The sequence below is a fragment of the Pseudomonas sp. MF5691 genome (assembly GCF_016405645.1).
Taxonomy (GTDB): Bacteria; Pseudomonadota; Gammaproteobacteria; order Pseudomonadales; family Pseudomonadaceae; genus Aquipseudomonas; species Aquipseudomonas shahriarae.
Genome location: NZ_JAEKDC010000008.1, coordinates 68,900 through 88,074, shown reverse-complemented (window position 1 = coordinate 88,074; position 19,175 = coordinate 68,900). Strand labels below are relative to the sequence as shown.

Annotated in this window: 20 protein-coding genes; 5 read left to right on the top strand and 15 right to left on the bottom strand. The window is 57.9% G+C overall.

Features of this window, described 5'->3' with window-relative positions; translation table 11 throughout:
- Positions 1-96: 96 nt before the first annotated feature.
- Positions 97-2,016 carry an alkaline phosphatase D family protein gene (locus JFT44_RS13745; protein WP_198830807.1) on the bottom strand — a complete coding sequence of 640 codons (1,920 nt, stop codon included), beginning with the start codon at positions 2,014-2,016 and terminating at the stop codon, positions 97-99.
- 174 nt (positions 2,017-2,190) lie between these two features.
- Between JFT44_RS13745 and JFT44_RS13740 the strand changes: the two genes are divergently transcribed.
- A complete protein-coding gene (locus JFT44_RS13740) occupies positions 2,191-2,649 on the top strand; it encodes a transposase (RefSeq protein ID WP_057960582.1) in 459 nt (152 codons plus the stop codon).
- 172 nt (positions 2,650-2,821) lie between these two features.
- On the opposite strand, the gene JFT44_RS13735 is transcribed toward JFT44_RS13740, so the two are convergent.
- The 3 genes from JFT44_RS13735 to JFT44_RS13725 all read right to left on the bottom strand — a co-directional run bounded on the left by JFT44_RS13735 (position 2,822) and on the right by JFT44_RS13725 (position 6,253).
- Positions 2,822-5,062: an ATP-binding protein gene (locus tag JFT44_RS13735; protein WP_198830806.1), complete on the bottom strand. Its 2,241-nt coding sequence runs from the start codon at positions 5,060-5,062 to the stop codon at positions 2,822-2,824.
- Positions 5,059-5,673 (bottom strand): biliverdin-producing heme oxygenase, encoded by a 615-nt coding sequence (locus tag JFT44_RS13730; RefSeq protein WP_057437896.1) that lies wholly within the window; start codon positions 5,671-5,673, stop codon positions 5,059-5,061. The genes JFT44_RS13735 and JFT44_RS13730 overlap by 4 nt, the downstream gene beginning before the upstream one ends.
- Positions 5,674-5,875: 202 nt before the next feature.
- Positions 5,876-6,253 (bottom strand): response regulator, encoded by a 378-nt coding sequence (locus tag JFT44_RS13725; RefSeq protein WP_057444523.1) that lies wholly within the window; start codon positions 6,251-6,253, stop codon positions 5,876-5,878.
- 193 nt (positions 6,254-6,446) lie between these two features.
- On the opposite strand from JFT44_RS13725, the gene JFT44_RS13720 reads away from it, so the two are divergent.
- Positions 6,447-7,379, top strand: coding sequence for a hypothetical protein (locus JFT44_RS13720; protein ID WP_057960580.1), 933 nt, complete (start codon positions 6,447-6,449; stop codon positions 7,377-7,379).
- A gap of 17 nt (positions 7,380-7,396) precedes the next feature.
- Here the strand turns inward: JFT44_RS13720 and JFT44_RS13715 are convergent, their stop codons facing one another.
- The gene (locus JFT44_RS13715; RefSeq protein ID WP_170045509.1) at positions 7,397-8,116 is read right to left on the bottom strand and encodes an SDR family oxidoreductase; all 720 of its coding nucleotides are present in this window, start codon (positions 8,114-8,116) and stop codon (positions 7,397-7,399) included.
- 178 nt (positions 8,117-8,294) lie between these two features.
- Here JFT44_RS13715 and JFT44_RS13710 point away from each other — a divergent pair, with 178 nt between their 5' ends.
- The gene (locus tag JFT44_RS13710) at positions 8,295-8,855 is read left to right on the top strand and encodes a hypothetical protein (RefSeq protein ID WP_081044300.1); all 561 of its coding nucleotides are present in this window, start codon (positions 8,295-8,297) and stop codon (positions 8,853-8,855) included.
- Between the two features lie 55 nt (positions 8,856-8,910).
- Entirely contained in the window at positions 8,911-9,294 is a 384-nt protein-coding gene (locus tag JFT44_RS13705) for a cytochrome c family protein (RefSeq protein WP_057437904.1), read from the top strand.
- Between the two features lie 63 nt (positions 9,295-9,357).
- On the opposite strand, the gene phnX is transcribed toward JFT44_RS13705, so the two are convergent.
- The 10 genes from phnX to JFT44_RS13655 all read right to left on the bottom strand — a co-directional run bounded on the left by phnX (position 9,358) and on the right by JFT44_RS13655 (position 17,449).
- Positions 9,358-10,185: a phosphonoacetaldehyde hydrolase gene (gene phnX / locus JFT44_RS13700; RefSeq protein WP_057960578.1), complete on the bottom strand. Its 828-nt coding sequence runs from the start codon at positions 10,183-10,185 to the stop codon at positions 9,358-9,360.
- An 82-nt stretch (positions 10,186-10,267) separates the two neighbouring features.
- Positions 10,268-11,140, bottom strand: coding sequence for a LysR substrate-binding domain-containing protein (locus tag JFT44_RS13695; protein WP_057437906.1), 873 nt, complete (start codon positions 11,138-11,140; stop codon positions 10,268-10,270).
- Between the two features lie 37 nt (positions 11,141-11,177).
- Entirely contained in the window at positions 11,178-12,473 is a 1,296-nt protein-coding gene (locus JFT44_RS13690; RefSeq protein ID WP_198792267.1) for an MFS transporter, read from the bottom strand.
- 92 nt (positions 12,474-12,565) lie between these two features.
- Positions 12,566-13,657, bottom strand: a complete 1,092-nt coding sequence (gene psrA, locus JFT44_RS13685) for an iron-containing alcohol dehydrogenase PsrA (protein WP_115127475.1) — start codon at positions 13,655-13,657, stop codon at positions 12,566-12,568.
- 281 nt (positions 13,658-13,938) lie between these two features.
- Positions 13,939-14,163, bottom strand: coding sequence for a hypothetical protein (locus JFT44_RS13680; RefSeq protein WP_120731725.1), 225 nt, complete (start codon positions 14,161-14,163; stop codon positions 13,939-13,941).
- The gene (locus JFT44_RS13675; protein ID WP_120731727.1) at positions 14,160-15,296 is read right to left on the bottom strand and encodes a colicin E3/pyocin S6 family cytotoxin; all 1,137 of its coding nucleotides are present in this window, start codon (positions 15,294-15,296) and stop codon (positions 14,160-14,162) included. The genes JFT44_RS13680 and JFT44_RS13675 overlap by 4 nt, the downstream gene beginning before the upstream one ends.
- Positions 15,297-15,648: 352 nt before the next feature.
- The gene (locus JFT44_RS13670) at positions 15,649-15,891 is read right to left on the bottom strand and encodes a hypothetical protein (RefSeq protein WP_115127478.1); all 243 of its coding nucleotides are present in this window, start codon (positions 15,889-15,891) and stop codon (positions 15,649-15,651) included.
- Positions 15,892-15,903: 12 nt separating this feature from the next.
- Positions 15,904-16,383 (bottom strand): hypothetical protein, encoded by a 480-nt coding sequence (locus JFT44_RS13665; RefSeq protein ID WP_120731731.1) that lies wholly within the window; start codon positions 16,381-16,383, stop codon positions 15,904-15,906.
- Between the two features lie 330 nt (positions 16,384-16,713).
- On the bottom strand, positions 16,714-17,085 hold the full coding sequence (locus tag JFT44_RS13660; RefSeq protein ID WP_057437917.1) for a PH domain-containing protein: 372 nt from the start codon (positions 17,083-17,085) through the stop codon (positions 16,714-16,716).
- Between the two features lie 34 nt (positions 17,086-17,119).
- Positions 17,120-17,449, bottom strand: a complete 330-nt coding sequence (locus JFT44_RS13655; RefSeq protein ID WP_057437918.1) for a hypothetical protein — start codon at positions 17,447-17,449, stop codon at positions 17,120-17,122.
- A 233-nt stretch (positions 17,450-17,682) separates the two neighbouring features.
- Here JFT44_RS13655 and JFT44_RS13650 point away from each other — a divergent pair, with 233 nt between their 5' ends.
- Positions 17,683-19,002, top strand: a complete 1,320-nt coding sequence (locus tag JFT44_RS13650; protein ID WP_028624202.1) for a DUF6538 domain-containing protein — start codon at positions 17,683-17,685, stop codon at positions 19,000-19,002.
- Positions 19,003-19,175 lie beyond the last annotated feature (173 nt).

Here is a 19,175-nt window from a genome sequence, read left to right as displayed (position 1 = left end):
AGGTGTTAACGCCGATACTCCGTGGCTGGGCGTACTGTACAGCGAGGTTTGCCTGGGTAAAATTGTGGCTAAACGCCATTATTGTTGATGGCCAAGCTAGAGCGGTTCCACCATGCGGGTAGGAGCCGAGCCGTTGGCGTTGTGCTGGTAAATCGCCTCCGGCTGCCCTTGCTCATTGAAAAACACCTGGCCGATGCCGGCACTGTTCCACAGACGCTCTCCCGCTTCGGCATGTTCCGGGATATACGGCACCACTTGCATGCGCCGGCGCCGGGTCAGCCAGTTCAGGGGCGAGCGTGGTGAGTAGAGCCAGCGGTTAAGGCGGTCGAACCATTCCAGCAGGCGCGGCGGGAATTGGTTCTTGATGCCGCTGCTGGTGATCTGCCAGATATTCGGCCCGCCGTTGCGATGGCGGATCAGCACCTGGTAGACGAACGAGTAGTGCACATCCCCCGACAGAATCACGTAGTTACCTGGGGTGCGCGAGTGGCGGAAGATATTCAGGATCACCTGCGCGGCGCCACGGTGGGCCATCCAGTTTTCGGCATCGACCAACAGTGGGTAACCGCACCAACTGAAGACTTTCTGTACCGTCTCGATCAGCTTGACGCCGAAGATTGGCGCGGGCGACACGATGATTGCCGAAGGGTGGTCGAGCAGTTCTTGTTGCAGCTCACTCAAGGCTTCCCAGTCCAGCAGGCCGGACGGTTGCTTGAGGGTGAATTCACTGCGCCAGCGCCGCGTACGGGTATCGATGACCACCAGCGCCGGGGTGGTGGGCAGCACGTAATGCCACTGTTGAAACTGCAGGAGTTCTTCGAGCAATTGGTCCTGGGCGGGCGCGGGTAAATGGTTGTCGTGCTGCTGGGCCGTCGTGCTCAGGGCCAGGGTTTTTTCCACAAGCGCGGCGAAGGCATCGGGGTTGTTGCCCCAGCCCTGGCAGAGCATATAGGCGAGCAGGGCGTTGCCGATGATGCGTTTGGAGAACGGGTGGCCATAGGCGGTCTGTTCCCACTGGGCGCTGAGGTTCCAGTCATCGGTGATGTCGTGATCATCGAAAATCATCAGGCACGGCACATGGGCGAACACCCGGGCCACACCGCCCAGACCGTCGCGAAACTTATCCACAGGCACCTGTTCGCGGGCGTAGCGCGCCCGTTCTTCGGCAGTGAGCCGAGTGGGCGGCTGTGTGGCGATCAGGGTCCAGGGGGTGGGCGACCAGACCAACAGGTACATGGCCATGACTTCGGCGAAAGTCACCAGGTGGTTGTCGGCGGTGCTGCTGGTGAAGATCGGCTTTTTCACCCCGCCAAAAAAGCGTTCGCGCAGGGTCTCGTTGCTCTCCAGGGCCGGCAACAGATCGGCGCGATGGTAATAGCTGGCAGGGTGGTCGTAGAGCTTGGCACTGTCGTCCACCACGGCGCCATCGAGGTGCTCATCGAACAGGCCCAGGCGCGCAATCAGCCCATGGATGGCGCGCAGCATTGGCCCGGCCACATCGTCGGCGTACACCTGGTCGCCACTCATCATCAACAACGCCGGGCGCTGGGCCAGGCTGCGGTCGGCGGCCAACAGGCGATCAGCGCAGAGCAGGCCCTCGTCGGCGTAATGGTGGGGTTTGCGGCAAGAGCCGTGCAGCAACTGGCGGATACGGCTGTGCAGGATGAAGTCCGGGGCCTGGGCGCCTGGGTACAACAGATGCGGGGCCCATTGGGCGATGCCGGCGCCACCCTCGATCAGCAGGTCATAACGGATGGGCACGTCCTGGGGCAGCGGCGTGGCCAGCGACACATCAATCAGGTGGATAAACGCCGCGCGGCCCACGGCAATGACCTGGCAGCGTGTGGCGTCGAGGTCGATATCCAGGGACTGTTCGCCTTCGTCCTGACAGAACTGCAGCCGCAAGGTCAATGCCAGCGCGCGACTGCCCACCAGCCACAACACCAGGCGGCCCGGCTCCAGGCGACGCAATAAGGGGCCGGCGAGGACGGCGGGCAATGTGTCGGGTTGCAGCATGAAAACACGGCTCTGTGCGGGATTGGACTGGGTAGGTTAACGCAGTGGATGTCGGTGTTTTGTCAAAGCAGGCTCACTGTGGCAAGCGGATACATGTGTTCACCAATCTTACGGTCATTGGCTGATATCCGCTGCTAGCCTCGACATGTACTTATTGTTCAAAGGCGCAAAGGAATGCTTCGTCAGCCAGACTCTCATTTGTTACGCCGTGGCCGGTACTCGGAGCCAGGCCGATCCTATCTGATAACCGCCGTCGTGTATGGGCGACGGCCATTGTTCCGTGATCTGCGCCTGGGCCGATTGTTGGTGGCCGAGCTTAAGCGTACCCATGACTCAGGCCAGGTCAACTCGCTGGCCTGGGTCATTATGCCGGATCACCTTCATTGGCTGTTTGAGCTGCAAGAGATGGGGTTGGCGCAAGTCATGGGGCGGACCAAGTCCCGGAGCACGCTGACGATAAACCGTGCTCGCGGTACCACGGGGCCGTTTTGGCAGCGTGGTTATCATGACCGTGCGGTGAGGGCTGAAGAGGACCACCGGAAAATCGCTCGCTATATTATTGCCAATCCGCTGAGGGCAGGGCTGGTGGAGCATATCGGTGACTACCCATTATGGGATGCGGTCTGGCTCTGAGTTTTGTGATGTGGTTGTGGCGAGCGGGCTTGCCCGCGCTGGGCTGCGCAGCAGCCCCAAAACCGGGCGCTATGGTATGCCTGACACACCGTAGAGGTCTGAAGGGGGCCGCTGCGCAGCCCAGCGCGGGCAAGCCCGCTCGCCACAGAGGTAGGCACAGTGGGCCGCGCGGTCAGCATGGGGGCTGCGTGACCTTGGGGACGGTAAAGCGGAATTCACTGCCACGCCCCAGCTCGCTTTCGGCTTCGATCCGCCCGCCGTGGGCCTTGACGATGCCCTGGGTGATGTACAGCCCAAGGCCGCTGCCCGTGGGGTTGTTTTCGGTCAGGGTCCAGTAGCGATCAAACACGTGGGGCAGTTGGTCAGGGGCAATGCCTTCGCCGGAGTCGCGCACCGCAAACACAATCTCCTCGCCATTGCTCATCGCCGAAATCCCGATCTTGCCCTGGCGCGGGGTGAACTTGATGGCGTTGCCGATCAGGTTCGACAGTACCTGGAACAAACGCTCCGGGTCGGCGTTGATCTGCAGGCCGGGTTCGGCGTTGAACGACAGGTCAACCCCCTTTTCCTGGGCCAGGGGCGCCAGCAGCGCATAGGCTTCTTCGAGGATCTGGCTGACGTCCAGGGGCACCGGCTTGACGGTATAGCGGCCCGCCTCGATCTTTGAGGTGTCTAGCAAATCCTCCAGCAACACATTCATGCGCGCGGCGGCCTGCTGCATGGTGTCGATGGCCGAGGAAATTCGCCGCGAGGTGTGGGCGCCATCAGAGCTGAACGCCTTTTGCATCATGCCGCACAGCATTGAAATCACGGTCATCGGGTTGCGCAGGTCATGGGACACCACCGCCACCAGTTCATCCCGGGCGCGCACCGCTTGTTGCTCGCGCAGGACCTGGCGGGCCAGGTCGTTTTCCAGGGCCGAACGGCGCAGGTCGTTGGCGGCGAAACGGTCGCCAGAGCTCCACTTGGTGGAGATGCCAGCCATTTCCACCTTCCAGATTTCAAACGAGGTGCGTGGGCGAAGGCGCAGGCCCGCGTCGGATTTTTCCAGGGCCAGCGGTTTCTGCGGGTCGCCGCTCCACTGGATGTTCTCTTTGACTTCCGGGCGGAACCACAGCACGCCGTTGTCCACCGGCTTGGGCAGGCTCATGGCCAGGACGCCACTGGCCACTGGCTGATAGTCGGCTGCGGGCGGGTAGACCGCTGACAGGTGGTGGCTGGCAAACACCGGTTGCCCGGTGTCCTGCAGCCATTTGTGTAAGGCGCGGATCTGCGCCGGATCCGGGCAGTTGCCATAGCGATGCAGTTGCTGGCCTTCAATGATCGCCACGCCACCGGCCAGGACCAGGTCCATCAACACCTGCGGGCATTGGGCCAGGCCGTCGAACACCGTGTCCGCTGACGCGCTCATTGCCTGGTTGAGTGTGTTCAGGGCCTCGACTTTTTCTTCACGCTGGCGGCTGATATCCAGGGCCTCCATGGCGCTGATCTGCAACGACAGCACCTGGCCGATGGTCTGGCAGGTGGTGCGCAGGTCGTTGGGCACGTGCAGCGGCTCGCGGTTGCCGCAACTGATCAACCCCCACAATTTGTCGCCTTTCATCAGCGAGATGCTCATGGACGACAGCACGCCCATGTTCTTCATGTACTGGCAGTGGATCGGCGACACGCTGCGCAGGGTCGCGAAGCTCAAATCCAGCGGTTGCCCGGTATCCGGGTGCAGCTTGGGTAGCAGCGGCACCGGCTCGTAGTCGGCATTGGGGATGATTCGCAGCCAGTTGGTGCGGTACAACTCGCGGGCCTGTTCCGGGATGTCGGACGCCGGGAAGAACAGGCCGTTGAACAGTTCCATGGACGGCGCGGACGCTTCGGCGATGACCTGGCCGTGGCCTTCCTCTTCGAAGCGATAAATCAGCACACGGTCATAGCCGGTCATGGCCTGGATTTCGCTCACGCTGATTTCGTACAAGGCTTGCAGGGTTTTCGCCGACTGCAAACGTTGCAACATCTTGCCCAGGTTGCTGGCGCGGCCGTTCACCGACTTGGGCTGGAAGTGCTCGTAGCGTGGCTCGAACTCCAGCACCAGCACGCCTTGATGGCGGTGCAGCAGGCCTTCGAACTCGCTCCCGTTGAGGGTGACATGCAGCGCCGGGGCGTCGATAAAGTTAAGTTGACTGGCGATCTGCTGCACCGTGCGCGCGTTGTCCGCGCCCAACAGCGTATCCAGTGGCTGGCCAAGCAAGGTCTCAGGCGGGTGATTGAACAGGCTGGCCACGTTGGCGCTGACTTGCACGATCTGCAGGTCCGGTTCGCGCAGGGTCAGCAGTGCGCCATGAGGCTGGATCGCGCCAGGGAAGCGGATCGGCTCGTCGGCACAGTTGGCCAGCAGTTCTTCAAAATCTTCGGGTTTCATAGCAGTACCTCCTGGCTGTCGAGCCATTGCTCAAAACAGCTGAATGTCGAGCAGGCCGCGTCCTCCGCCTGCTGCCGGCCGAGGTCGTCCAGCGGGACGTGGCCCAAGTAGTCGAGAAAGTCTTTCCAGCGCCGACCAGTCTCGGTGCCGTATATATCGAGAAAGGCGCCGCCATTGCTGGCGTCCAGCGCCAGGCGCCGGGCCATCTCCCGGCGCAGTACCTGGCCGCCGAGGGTCGCGCCTTCGAGCACATACAACACGCCCAGGCAGGCGGCCGGGGTGTCGAGGCGTGGCAGGCGAGGGCAGAGGGGCAGGGCGGCAATCGCCTGGCTGGTGAGGCCCAGGGCAATCAGGTCACTGTGTAGGGTAGGAGTTTTCACCCGCAGCGCCTGGTTGAATCCCACAGGAATCAAGGCGCAGTCGTACAGTCGTGATTCCAGCGGGTGGTAGAAACCGTAGTAAGCCTCAAACAAACGCCGATACCCGTCGGCATCCAGCTGCGGGGAAAAGAATGGCAAGCGTTTTTCCAGGGCCACATGGAGCAGGGCTGTGCCTGCGCGCAAGGCTTCAAGCAGGGAGGGCGCCGCGACGTCATGGGCCTGTGGATGCATGCAGTAAGCTCGGACTGGTCGGCCAGGGCAAACCATGGCTGACGCGTGGGTGAAGGGCGGGCAACGATTCTGTTTGTCCCGTCGTCTGTATCTGAAAAGTCAGGTAAAAAATCTGACGTTGTTGTCAGAAAAATAACCCAATATTCAAAAACAGACCCCACACCTTATCGCGAAGTTCGATTGCCGCCGTGTTGTGACGCTATCAGTGCAGGGAGGTACCCTGCACCAATGCCGACTGCACACAGTCAAGCAGGCGCTCGGTGCTCCATGGCTTGGGCAGGAATTTCACCGTATTGCCCAGTTGCGCCGCCATCACCGTATTGCCCGAGGTCAGCACCACCGGCAAGGACGGCCAGCGATGAGCCACGACCTTGCTCAGGTCATACCCGTTGAGCAGGCCGGGCATCTGGATATCGCTGACAATCAGGTCTACCGGATCACTGGTCCGCTCCAGAAAAATCATCCCTTCATCGGCCGATGGGAACGAGGTCACCACCGCGCCGAACTCCTCCAGCACATCCACCATCAACGAGCGAATTATCTCGTCGTCTTCCAGTACCAATATCGATGGCTGAGCCATGATCCTTACTCCACCATCTGGGTTGAGTAAGGTGGAGTGGCAGGCCACGGGATAGGTTCTACTGAATATTTTTTATTCGATGGGTGGTCACTTGGGCGTGTCGCCAGCGTGGATAAAACGGCCGCTGCTTGCGAGCCGCGGGTGGGATAAGCCAGGATGTGGGCCACGTAACTTCACAGCAAGGGATGCGAGTGTGAAAGAACTGATTGGGGCGTTGATCGTCGTTGCCACCGTGTTGTTCGGGTGTACCGGGGTATTGGTCGCCGTCGCGCTTACCACCCAGAAAAGCCGCCTGGAAATACTCAAGACCTTGGGCGGCATGAGCCTTGGCCGCGACCGCTTTATCGGGATCGCCCAGTTGTGGGCCAACCTCTTCCAACGGGTGTTCGGGCAAACGTACCTCGCCCGGCGCCAACTGATCAGTATCCCGCTGTACACCTTGCTCGTGTCGCTGGTGTTTTTTGTGGTGTGGCTGCTGGATCTCTACCTGTTTAAAAATCCCGAGCACGTGTTCAATGTGCCGCCGCCGCCGAATGTGCTGCAAGCCATCAAGGACTTCTACGGCAAGGGGCTGCTGGTGGCGATGGTGATCGACTGCGTGACCATCCAGTTGACCAAATGGAGCATCAACGTGGGAACGCGTCGCGGGTTTGGTTCGTGGCAGTTCCTGGGGTGCTTTTCGGCGACGATTGCCTTGGCCTACCTGTTGTTCAGTGTGGCGGTCTACTGGTTTCGCTGGTCGGACATGAACGAGCTGTACGCCATGTTGCCCGCTGACGAAGTGCGGCCGACGATCGCGTTCAACCCGTTGCGCAATGTGCTGTATTCGATCGCGCTGTTTCAGCCCGTGACGTTTATCTATGCCACCTCCGAAGGCTTTATCTCCAGTTACTTCATGCCTGAGCCGATCCTGTTTTACTGCGCTGCGACCGGAACCCTCTCGCTACTCACTATCGGCGTAGTCTATCAATTCGCCCGAGGCGCGGAGCTGTTGCGACGGCTGTGCATGGGCTTTGTCAGCCACGTCGGCACGCCCCGGACCAACGCCATGAGTGTGGTGTTCATGATGCTGCTGGGGCTGGTGTTGGTGCCGTTGTGCCTGATGGCGCTTTATCTGGCTGTCTGAAGATTCGGCCTGTTCCGTCAGAAGCGCTCGTCCAGCAGGGCCGGCAAAGTCAGCTCTTTGACAAAGCTGGCCGATGACAGGCTCAAGGCCATGCGCACCACTTGCACCACGTCGTGTACCGGGATCAACTGCCCGTCGCCACGCTGCTCGGCCTCGAGGCGGGAGGTGCTCAATGGATCCTCGGTATTCAGGTAGCCCAGGTTCAGGCAGGTCACGCCCAGGCGCTGGTGCCGATAACCTTCACGCAAGGCATCGGCCATGCCGCGCAAGGCGAACTTCGACGCGCCGAACGTCACCTCCGGGCGCCCACTCTGTGGCAGGCCTGAGGTGGAGCCGGTAAAGATGATGCGTGGGTTGGGGCTTTTTAACAGCACGGGCAGCAGGCGCTTGATCAGCAGCAAGGGAGCGGTGATGTTGCAGCTGACAATGGCTTCCAACTGCGTGTCTTCATCCTTGAGGAAGCTGTAGGCCTCATCGAACGCCTGTTCTTCCCAGATACCCAGGTTATAGATCAGCGTATCCAGGCCGTCCTGTGCCACCGCCTGCTCGATGACCTGTGCGGCTTGCGCCGGCTGGCCAAGGTCGGCTTCCACCCATGACACTTCGGCGCCGCTGCTGGATACCAAGCCTGTAGGACGGCTACGCGAGACCCCGATCAAGGTATCCCCCACGCCGCCCAAGCCTTCCATAAATGCCCTGCCCAAACCTTTGCTTGCACCGACCACCATGGTTCTCATTGATCTCTCCTTGAACTGACGCGCTGATGGAAAGTGCGCATGCAAACAGAGGGCGGGAGTGATGGCAATTGAATGGCTGTGTCCAAATGTTTTGCCAGACAGCGGGAGCGATTTGCCTTCAGTTGATTTAGAGTGATGGCTCTTTGCCATTTGTCCAGTCGACGCTAAGGAAGTAAAAATGAAACGGATCGAACGCGACTTCATCACCCTGTTCAATTGCCTGTGGTACCAGGATTTTCCGGTGGAGGTGGATGCCGTCACCAACCGTGCCGGGTGGACGATTCATGTGGGGCTGGTGATGCGCGAGTGCGCGAAATTGCTTGGCGCGCGTGCCTATTTCGAACAGGGCGGGCGTACCGATGCGGTCCTGAAATATCCCGACAAGAGCATCCTGTCCAACGTCGAATGGGAGTGGGTCCAGTCCCATAACGACAAAGTGGATGAAATCAGCAAACTGTTTAAAAACCATGAGCAGGCGGCGTTCTCCACCTTCGTGTCCTACAGCACCAAAAGCCATTTGCCCGAAGCCATCGAGAAGGCGTCCAAGCTCTGGGCCAAGGCCAGCACACCGCTGGTTTTCTTTGTCGTAACCTTTGAGTCGGTAGGGCGCGACCGGCACTTCCTGGAACTGCAAACGCACTTTTTCAGCCGTGGCAAACATAAAAAAATCCGTTCACAGCCAGCCCTGCCTTGGCAGATCAACCGGGCACGCTTCAATAACGTGGACGAGGACAAGTAAACCGCAGGCATAATTGCCGCCTCTACCGCCTGAAGCCCGTGACCTGGAGCCCCTGATGAAACCCGCTGCCTTACTGACCCTGTTACTCACGGCCATGCTTTTCAACACGTCGGCGGTGGCAGCAGGCGATGCCGAGGCAGGCGGCCGGCTGTTCGCCAAGACCTGTGGCGGTTGCCACAGTGTCGGGTTGAACGCCCGTGGCGGCTTTGGGCCACAGCTCAACGGGGTGATCGGGCGGCTGGCGGGCACCACGGCGGACTATCAGTATTCCGACGCGATGAAAAATTCGGGCGTGGTGTGGACGCGGGAGACCCTCGCGGCCTATATCGAGAACCCGAAAAAAGTGGTGAGCGGCACCCGCATGATTTTCTGGGGGATCAGTGATCAGCAGAAGATCGAGAATCTGCTGACCTATCTGGAGACCTTTCAGGCGCAATAGCGCGATACACCCAAATCCATTGCAGGAGCCGGCAAACCGGCTCCTGCAGGATTGGCAGCGATTTCAACTGCCTTGAGGTGTTTCCCCGCGTGCCAGTCGCGCATTGATATCGTCGATTACTGCCGGCAGGTCGACGATGGTGTCGATCAGGTAGTGCGGCCGTGACCCTTCAAACATCTGTGTAATACGCTCGCGTTCCTGCGCCAGTTCTTCGGCCGGCAGCGCCTTGTATTGCGCGTAGGTCCGTCCCAGTGCGTTGCCCGAGCAGGTCAGGGCGACTGTCCACATGCCGGCACTGCGTCCTTCCAGGATTCCTGGCCAGGTGTCATCGACCTTGACGCACGCCGCCACATCGCTGATGCCCAGGGCGATCACATTGGCCAGGGCCTGGGCCGGATGCGGGCGACCGTTGGGCACTTCGTCGGTGGCCACTACATGATCGGCCACATAGCCATTTTGCCGCGCCAACTCGACTACCTTGGCCATCACCACCGCCGGGTAGCCCGAGCACGAGCCGATCTTCAAACCCTTGGCGCGCAGGGTTTCAATCGCCTCCAGCGCACCGGGAATCACTGCCGAGTGCAGGGCGATTTTCTCGATCTGCAACGGCATGAAACGCTCGTACAGGGCGGTGACGTCTGCGTCGGTCGGCTGGCGGTTGAACACCGCACGATAGCGCTCGGCAATCTGCGGCTGATTGCACAGGGTGCGGATGTGATCCCACTTGCCCATGCCCATCGGCCCGCGGGCTTCCTCCAGGGACACGGCGACGCCGAACTCGGCAAAGGCCTCGACGAAAATCTGCGTGGGCGCAAACGAGCCGAAGTCGACGACGGTGCCGGCCCAGTCCAGGACCACGGCTTGCAAGGTAGAAGGTTGTTGGTAATGCATGATCAATCTCCATTTTCGGGTATGAGCAGGCCGTCCCTCGATTCACGAGGTAAGCCGGTTGAGTGCAAAAGGGTGAAGCGAATCAGGTAGCCGGTATGGGGCTGGCCTCGAACAGTTCGGCGATCATCGGTCGGTTGCGCCGGATGCCCAGGCAACACAGGTGGTAGTCGATGGAAAACGGGTGGTCGACGAAGGTGATCGGTGTGGTACCCGGCGTTTCGGCGTATTCCACCGCCGATACAAAGCCAATGCCGATACCCTTGGCGATGGCATGCACGATGGCTTCGCGGCTGTTGAGCTGCATCACGCAGTTGAGGTCCACCCCCAGGCGCTTGCAGCTTTCTTCCACCAGTTGCCGGGTGCGCGAGCTGCGTTCGCGCATGACCCAACGCTCCTGGCTGATCTGCTCGACGTGTACCTCTTTCTGCGCAGCCCAGGGATGGTCGTCGCGCACCACCGCAATGATCGGATAACGCCGGTACAGCTGCGTATCGAAGCGTTGGTCAAACTCCGAGAGGGCCAGGATTGCCACGTCGATATCAAAATTGAACAGGCGGTCGAGGGTCTCCTTCTCCGGGGAAAACGAGGTCTCCAGCGTGATATCCGGGTGGCGCTGCATCAACTCGTACGTCAGGTTCATGGCGATGGGCGGCGAAACAGCGCCCAGGCGCAACATCCCGGTCTTGCGCTGCTTGAAGCTGTGCAGCAGTTGCATGGCCTCATCCTCCTGGCCGAACAGGCCCTGGGTGATCCCGTAGAGCGCATGGCCGGCCGAGCTCATCTCGATAAAGCGCCCACGGCGGTGGAACAACTCCACCGAGAACTGCTTTTCCAGGCCGTTGACCTGTTCGCTGACAGTCGGCTGGCCGACGCTCAAGTACTCGGCGGCGAGGGTGAAACTGCCGGTCTTCGCCACCGCATGAAAGGACCGTAGCCACTTGTGGTACTGGTACATAACGCATCCTGTTCCAGGGATCAGCCGAGCCGGGTCATCAACGGCGGATAAACAGGGCCACCACCGCGCTGCACAGGCAGGCCGAGGTGACGACGATGAAGATCAGCGACGTATTGCCGGTACTGTCGAGCATACTGCCGATCAGCGGTTCTGCCAGGCCGGCGAACAGATAAGACGAGAAGTTCATCACACCCGTGGCCGTGCCTGCGCGCTTGGCACCCACCAGGTCCGGGCACAAAGCCCAGAAGCTGGACGCCGGGCCGTAGACAAAGAACCCGCAGAGAAACAGCGCCACCAGGCCGATCGCGCTATGGGGTGGCAGGCTCCACATCCACAGGCTGGTCGCGGCGCCGAGGAACATATAGAGCATGATCGCCAGGTAGCGCTTGGAGCCGAACAGCTTGTCCGACACCCAGCCATTGCTCAGGGCGCCGACGGCCATGCCCACCGGCAGGGCGACGGTGATCCACTTTGGATCGATCATGCTGTCGCCGCTTTTCCAGTTGGCGCCGAGGAAATGCACCGGCACCCACACGATCAGGCCGTAGCGCGCAGCGTTCTGGAAACCCAGGGACACGGCGGCAATGATCAGGCGCGCGTTTTTCAGCACTGCCTTGTAGCGCTGGGCCGAGGTTTCCTCTTCGCCGTGGGCCACTTCATGGCCCTTGTCCTCGGCGTTGGCCACGCCGGTATCGGCCAGGGGTTCGAAGCCCAGGTCCTGCGGGCGCTCACGGGCCACCAGGTAAAACAGGATACCCCCGGCCAACATCAACAGGACCGGCAGGCGGAAGATCCAGCGCCATTCCAGTTGCAGCACCTCCAACACCACGATGGAGGTCACATAGGACAGCACCGACGCGCAGCCGGCGGCGAACACGTAGAAGCCATAGACCCGGCCGCGCTCGCTGGCGCTCCACCAGTTGGAGATCAAGCGACTACCCGGCGCCCAGCCCAGGGCCTGGAAGTAACCGTTGATGCCCCACGGCAGGATCAATCCGGCAAAACCACTGGCAAAACTGGTGACCCAGTTGGCGCCACAGGACAGCAACGCGCCCAGGGTCATAATGCGCCGTCCGCCGAACTTATCGGCCAGGTTGCCGTTGATCGCCTGGCCGATGGCATAGGACCAGAGCATGACGGCCGAGATCCAGCCCAGCACCTCCTTGCTCAGGCCGAACTCGGCCTGGATTCCCGGGATGGCGAAGCCGAAGGTCTGGCGCCCAGTGTAGAAAAACAGGTAACAAAACATCGCCGCGAGCAGCATGCGCCACTGGGCAAAACGGAACGAGGCCGAGCGAACGGCAGGGGCAGGCAGGGTTTGTGCACGATTCATGATGTTTTCCTTATTGTTATTCGCCCCCGAAGCCGCAGCGACGGGGTGGCACCCTTTACAGGTGCAAGAGGAAAGACTGAATTGCGTTGAGCCTAGGCGGCTTTCGAACCGATAAAGTTTTTGCCGCGTGCACCTTGCAGGGCGAAGCGGATCATCGCGGCGGCCTCGGTGGGCGTGACGCCGTAATCGGCAAACTCGGTTTTTACCTCCAGGCTATGCAGGAAGTTGCGCAACCGGGTCTGGGCTTTGTCCAGGTCATCACCGAACACCCGTTGCAGGGTGCGATCCCGCGCCGCGTCATGTCCCCACGCCAAGCCAAGGACCAGCGGCAAGGTAAAGGAGCAGGCGATGCCATGGGGCAGGCCGTGGTGCAGGGTCATCTCGTAGGAAATGGAGTGGGCTAGCGCAGTCTTGGTATTGGAAAACGCCAGGCCGGCCTTGAGCGCGGCCAAGGCCATGCGCGAGCGCAACTCCTGATTACCGAGGTCGCGCCGCAGCGGTGGCAGGCATTCCAGGATGTCCTCGATGGCCGATACCGCGAACGTGTCCGAAATCGGATTGGCATTGATGTTCCAGATCGCCTCCAGCGCGTGGGACAAGGCGTCCAGCCCCGTCGACACCGTGACCCCGGCCGGTACGGTCAGCATCAATTGTGGGTCGACAATCGCCACCTTCGGCCAGGTGCAATCCAGGTGCAGGGAATACTTCTTGTGGCTGGCCGAATCCCAGATTGTCGCCCAGGGCGTCACCTCACTGCCGGTGCCCGCCGTGGTCGGCGCAGCGATCAAGGTCTTGCAGTGCGCCGGCACAAACGGCTGGCCGGTCGCCAACAATGCCAGTAATTCATCGAACTGCCCGGACTCAGTGCCGACAATCAGCGCCTTGGCCGTATCAATCGCACTGCCGCCACCGACGGCCAGCACCACATCGCAATCCCCGGCTTGCAGCCAGAAGCGCTCGTAGGTTTCACGCAATTGCGCGACATCGGGATTGGGCTGCACATCCTCGACGACATACACCAGACGCTCGCCCAGCAATCCCTGGATCCGCTCGACCAAGCCCAGGCCACGGGCCTCCGGGAAGGTGACGAGGGCGACGGTCTGCTGCGCAGTGATACTGGCCAGGTCTTGCAGGCAGCCCCAGCCGAAGCGGGTGTCTACCGGGTTATGGAATCGGGCAGTCATGGCGTGTTCCTGGTTTTTGTTGTTGGAAGTGGCGCCAATAGTCGGGGAGGGTGGGGGAGAGCTCAAATCGATAGATTGGGGGGATGGATTGGCTGGGCCGATAGTGGGAATTAAATGGTTTCCCTGAAAGGTTGCGACAGATGTCGTTGCGGGTGAAATGCGGGGTTTGTGCCTGAACTGATTGAACGGGTTTTCAGCGCTCGTCGCCTGGATCGCTATCACCGCGCCATTTATGTCGGTTGCTCTGGGGGATTTCTCTAGCGTGCAGGTTTGGTGGCTTGTCAATCGTCGCAAGCCAAGTAAATGGATGCGTTTCTTGGAAAAGACTGTGATGTGAGCTTTTCAATTTCATCTATCTGTTGGTGTGTAAGTAGGTAGTCATAGATGCATTCGTTCTCGGTTTTCCAGCCCATGATGGGCAGCAAATCCTTGGCTTGCAGGCGGAGCGGGATTTCAATCGAAACATCGTCGGATCCTACGGGGACTACATAGATCAAATGTTTCATGGCGTTATTCTCCGTTTGTCCTCTGGGCCTTTGGTGCGTGCACCAGTGATAGGGTCGAACTCTCCCAGATGCCTCCCTCGTTTGTTATATTTTTCCACCTTTCCTCGTTCAAAGTCCCACTCATAAAGATAGCCGTCCGCATCTTTCCAGCGAGGTCTAAGCCCTCCTCCGCCGTTTATCAGTGTTTTACTTTGTGCGCGGACTGCTTTTGGGAATGCAGTCAGATATTTTGGTTTTGGGTGGTATTTGTGGTCTCCCGCACGAACACTCACCACTACATAAAGCGGCCTGAGACCCGACTCTATCGGAAACACCAAAATAAAATCCCGATACTCCGGCGGGTATATCGGGTTCACCAGAATCTGCCGGGCTCGCTCCGTCGGCGGATAAATCCATATCACCGGTGCTTGTGGCGCAGCTTCCAATGCGGGGATGCCGAGGGTATCGCCAGGATCAGTGGCGGGCGTCCAGATCAACTCAACGCCATCACCCAGATCTGCCACAAACTGATCGCCACGGCTCTGTGGTTGCACCACATCAATCATCTGCCAATCGGTATGGTTACCGGTGTAAAACCCATAGCCCTGAAGTGTTCCGTCCTCGCGCTGCTCGATGTGCAAACGCATCTGCGAACGCGCCTGTTGCAGCGAGCGCAGTTGCTCATCGCTATACAGCGCGCTGTCAGCCAACGCCGATGGCCATGCCAACGCCACCAGACCTGCCAGCAGCCCACCGGCCGTGGTGCCAACAGCGGTGGCGGCTGATTCCACGACCGCAGAACGCAACGCCAACTGACCCAAGCCGACGGGCAGCGCACTGCCACTGATCTTGCGCAGGGCCACTTCGCCCTGGCTGTCCACCTCGCGCCCACCCAGCAGGCTGAAGTGTCCGTATTCGCTGATCAACTCCAGAGGTACATAGCCGGTGGGGTTGGAGTAGCGAACGATGCCGTCGGGCAGTTGGCAGGGTTTGGTAAAGACGCAGCCGGGTCGTTTTACAGGTGTCGGTATCGAGGCGGGTACTGGGCCGAGCAAGTCGATAGGCGCAGGACAGGGCGCTCGCGACGGTTTTGGCGTCAGAATCCGCTGTTTCAGCTGTTCCTCTTCGGTGATGGGATATGCGCGCTCTGGCATGACGGGATCACTTCCTTGTGCGAGGGAGTGAGCCTATGGGAGAGCATTGGTGCTGGATATGGGGGGTGTTCGATGGTGTATGTGGGAAAAGTTATCTACTAATGACAGGAACTGCTCGTCGGTATGACTCTGGCTGAGTGCAGTATTCAGATGGAAGGCAGTGGGGCGTATATCGGGTATACATCACCAACTCGACGATACCTGTTGAACCTGAACGGAGTAACGATCATGAACTACGACGACCAACTGATTGAAGATACCGGGAAAAGGGGACGGACCTATTTTCAAACAAGTCCGTCCCCTTTTACTGCTGGGGCTTTGGGGCGCTAATCAGCGCAAATTCCTGCCACCTTCACCCCCTCTGTTCGAACCGCCGCCGCTTCAGGAACAACCCCACCCCCAGTGCAACGGCAAAGATCGACAGCAGCCCCAGGTCAAACCCAAACAAACGGATTTGGCTTGCAGCCACGCAGCCGACCGCTCCGATCGCTACCAGCAGCACCCCTAGCCATTTGCGAAGTGGGTACGGCTTCAGAAACCGATCGAGCAGAAAGAACAGCACCAAGGCAATGACCAACTGGGTAATGTCAGACATGTGTTTCTCCCATCAGGTCTTGATGATCAGTGTCGAGGCGCTACGTTGTGGGCCGATACCGCCATTCACCTGCGCCTCGATGCTGACCAGTATGTCGCCTGCATGATAGGTGGGCAGGGTTTCATTCACATACATGCGCACACCGGCGCCGACAGGGGCACCCACGTAGGGGGAGGCTATATAAGAGGTGGCGCCAGCGAAGGCCGAGGCCGCGAGGTTAGCGATCTTGGTGCGTTGGGCATTGAGAACATCGCCCTGTTGCCGGGTCAGCGGCTTGGAGATGCCGATCATCATCAGGCACGGCAGGTTCTTGGCCAGCATCTTGTCGTACACCTCGACGACCTTGCGGTTGACCTCATAGTGGGCGCTTTTCGCTTCACCAAAATGCAGCTCGCCCAGGCGTCCGCGCTCGCTGTCGGTGAGGGTGATCTGCGAGACGTTGAACACGATCCCGTGATTGCCCATGTATTGGAAAGTCCCTTCGAACTTCATTGCACGCATCCTTTCGAGCCAAAGGTGGGGATTGTCTAGAAGGCGCGCGCTGGATTCAAATCATTTCACCTGCCTGGCAAGGTGCGTTGCCTGCCGTAAGGTGTTGATTGCATGAGCAGGGCTGGCATCTGTGATCCGGTGAACCGGAACAAATCGGTATGGTTGACCGAGGAAGGACCTGGAGCGCTGGGTGAGAGAGTTGCTGTAGACGGGTAGTTCGATGGTGCCGGGGTGGGCGCTATCGCAGGCAAGCCAGCTCCCACACTTGATGGCGTACAGCCGCTGAATCACACGGCTTGCGGTAAAAAGACCTTGGTTTTTACCGGCCGATCAACCCAGCAGGTGTTTGGAAATCAGCCTGGAGATTTCCACCATCGAGGTCTTGCCCGTGAACTCGAACTTCACTTTGCCCAATGAAGAGAAGTAGATCTCCAACTCCGAATCCAGGTCGAACGTGCCGGAGGTTTCCACCGAGTACGCGACAATGTTTTTGTACGGCAGGGACGTGAAGTCCTTCTTGCTGCCGGTGATGCCTTGCACGTTTACGGCGATGATGCGCTTGGTGGTAAACACTACGCCGTCGCGCATGGCTTTGTAGGCATCTACTACCTGTTCGTCATCGAGCAGCAGGGATGCAACGCGTTCGGCGTATTCATTGTTTTGCTTGAGCTTGAAGAAGCCTTTGTTGTTGAAGTCGATCATTGGGCGGTCCTTGTGGTGGGGCAGGGAGGGTGCGTTACAAGATGGCCTTGAGGTAGTCCATAAGTGCGTCGAGCGGGGTCTTTAGTTCCTCCAGCGTCGAGGCTTGCTGGACTTCAGCCGCCAGCTTTTGCAGCTCACGGCCCATGACCGTGTTGGCACCCCCCAACGTCTCCAGGGCCAACTTCATGCATTCATCCAACTTGCGTTGGATCGTTGTCAGGTCGCCAGTGCGCACCAACAACCCAAACACCTCCCGCTCATACCCATCCATGACCAGATCGTCGCGCAGGATCGGGCTGCCATCTTCCGTCTCATGCACCAGTTTGAGGGCGAACAGAGCAACGGCTTCGAGTGTCAATTCCATGGTCCTGGTACCTCTACTGTCTGGTGCGGTGGGCGATGATCACTTTTCTGCAGGCGAAAAAAAAGACCTTGAATTTCAAGGTCTTTTTTTAAGATGGTGCCCCGAGGGAGACTCGAACTCCCTCAAAAACATCATAAGACCCAGCAATGCCGCGAGTTTAAAGGCTTTCAGTGGCTTTGGGTAGAAATTTTGGGTAGAATTTTGGGTAGAAATGACTAGCGAAGGCTTTTGCTATGACCGATTTTTTAGTCCTGAAATCCGGCACCTACTACGTCCGTCTGGACGTTCCAGAAGACGCACGGGAAGCCTTTTCCGGGCGTAAGGTTTTGACTAAAAGCCTCAAAACTGGCAATCGTTCGGAAGCCCATATTTTCAAACTACGATGGTTGCAGCAGTGGAAAACCGAAATCGAAAAAGCCCGTAGGGGTGAAATCGGCAATTTCCGTGATGATGTTCTTCAAATAGTTGAAAAGCATCAAAGGGCCATAAACCAAGATAAAATTAAGGGGAAACCCGCAAACAATGAAACAAAAATGGGTTTTGAAGTAATCCAATATACACAAGATAAGAAGTTAAGCATCGACCTTGTTAATGAAGCAATTGATATTGCAGCAGGTCGTTCGGACTACTCACCAAAAACCCCATTTTTCAAAAGTCGCCTTGATGGTTTCTATAACTATGAATTAAATCAACGAAAAGTAGACTTGAATACAGTTGATAGACATATAAAGAGAATTAAAGCACTTGATGCCTTTTTGAAAGCTGAGGACTTATTGCTGGATTATGAGGCAGTTGCTTCATTCTTGATTTCAAAAAATCTGGAATCGAAGACAAAGAAACAATATTTGTTTTCGTTTAATGCCTTCTATAATTTCTTGATTAAAAAAGAACCACCATTCAAAGAACGTTATCCAATCAATCCTTTCAAAAGTCATGAATTGAGCCAAGTTAGACGTGGAACACTCAAAAAAGATGAAAGACGTGCTTTTACGGCGGAAGAGGTTGAAACCTTGCATAGTAAAGCAGTTGAAAAAGGAAAGCGTCAATTAGCCGATTTGATTAAGATAGCGGCCTATACGGGAGCACGCATTGAAGAAATATGCCGTTTAAAAACATCGTCAGTTGTTAAAGAGGATGGTGTGGATTGTTTTCATATTACAGAAGGTAAAACACAAGCATCCGTTCGTTTTGTGCCAATTCATCCGGTTCTCATGGAAACGGTCAAACGGCTTGTTAGTTCATCGGACGATGGGTATTTGTTGAAGACAAGCAAAGGTGGGAAGTATGAAACCAAATCGAAAGGTTTAGGTAATCAATTTTCAATCTTCAAGACAGATTTAGGTTTTGATAAAAAATGTGTTTTCCATAGCATTCGCAAAACTGTAATCACTACATTAGAGCGTGCTGATGTTAAGAACCTTGTCATCATTTCGTTGGTTGGCCACAAAGCTGATGGACTGCTAAGAATGACTTTCGATAGATATTCGGAAGGCCCAACCCCAGCATCTAAAATGGATGCTGTTAAACACCTACAATATAAATTCTCAGTATAATTTTTTATTGTTGTCATCATTCATGAGGCTACCTAATTAGGTGGCCTTTTTAATGCCTGCTATACGTTGCTATACGTTGCTATACACTTTCATTCTTTGTTATCTGGCTTATTGAAAGCTATACAACTTGAAAACATTTTAATATATGTTAACTTGATATTAGTAGTTCGAAA

Bases quoted from the DNA above. Each gene is read 5' to 3' on its own strand.
- JFT44_RS13675 (WP_120731727.1), bottom strand. From the start codon at position 15,296: ATGCCAGAGCGCGCATATCCCATCACCGAAGAGGAACAGCTGAAACAG.
- JFT44_RS13710 (WP_081044300.1), top strand. From the start codon at position 8,295: ATGAAACGGATCGAACGCGACTTCATCACCCTGTTCAATTGCCTGTGG.
- phnX (WP_057960578.1), bottom strand. From the start codon at position 10,185: ATGCATTACCAACAACCTTCTACCTTGCAAGCCGTGGTCCTGGACTGG.
- JFT44_RS13655 (WP_057437918.1), bottom strand. From the start codon at position 17,449: ATGGAATTGACACTCGAAGCCGTTGCTCTGTTCGCCCTCAAACTGGTG.
- JFT44_RS13670 (WP_115127478.1), bottom strand. From the start codon at position 15,891: ATGTCTGACATTACCCAGTTGGTCATTGCCTTGGTGCTGTTCTTTCTG.
- JFT44_RS13725 (WP_057444523.1), bottom strand. From the start codon at position 6,253: ATGGCTCAGCCATCGATATTGGTACTGGAAGACGACGAGATAATTCGC.
- JFT44_RS13690 (WP_198792267.1), bottom strand. From the start codon at position 12,473: ATGAATCGTGCACAAACCCTGCCTGCCCCTGCCGTTCGCTCGGCCTCG.
- JFT44_RS13650 (WP_028624202.1), top strand. From the start codon at position 17,683: ATGACCGATTTTTTAGTCCTGAAATCCGGCACCTACTACGTCCGTCTG.
- JFT44_RS13745 (WP_198830807.1), bottom strand. From the start codon at position 2,016: ATGCTGCAACCCGACACATTGCCCGCCGTCCTCGCCGGCCCCTTATTG.
- JFT44_RS13695 (WP_057437906.1), bottom strand. From the start codon at position 11,140: ATGTACCAGTACCACAAGTGGCTACGGTCCTTTCATGCGGTGGCGAAG.
- JFT44_RS13730 (WP_057437896.1), bottom strand. From the start codon at position 5,673: ATGCATCCACAGGCCCATGACGTCGCGGCGCCCTCCCTGCTTGAAGCC.
- JFT44_RS13660 (WP_057437917.1), bottom strand. From the start codon at position 17,085: ATGATCGACTTCAACAACAAAGGCTTCTTCAAGCTCAAGCAAAACAAT.
- JFT44_RS13735 (WP_198830806.1), bottom strand. From the start codon at position 5,062: ATGAAACCCGAAGATTTTGAAGAACTGCTGGCCAACTGTGCCGACGAG.
- JFT44_RS13740 (WP_057960582.1), top strand. From the start codon at position 2,191: ATGCTTCGTCAGCCAGACTCTCATTTGTTACGCCGTGGCCGGTACTCG.
- JFT44_RS13715 (WP_170045509.1), bottom strand. From the start codon at position 8,116: ATGAGAACCATGGTGGTCGGTGCAAGCAAAGGTTTGGGCAGGGCATTT.
- psrA (WP_115127475.1), bottom strand. From the start codon at position 13,657: ATGACTGCCCGATTCCATAACCCGGTAGACACCCGCTTCGGCTGGGGC.
- JFT44_RS13665 (WP_120731731.1), bottom strand. From the start codon at position 16,383: ATGAAGTTCGAAGGGACTTTCCAATACATGGGCAATCACGGGATCGTG.
- JFT44_RS13705 (WP_057437904.1), top strand. From the start codon at position 8,911: ATGAAACCCGCTGCCTTACTGACCCTGTTACTCACGGCCATGCTTTTC.
- JFT44_RS13680 (WP_120731725.1), bottom strand. From the start codon at position 14,163: ATGAAACATTTGATCTATGTAGTCCCCGTAGGATCCGACGATGTTTCG.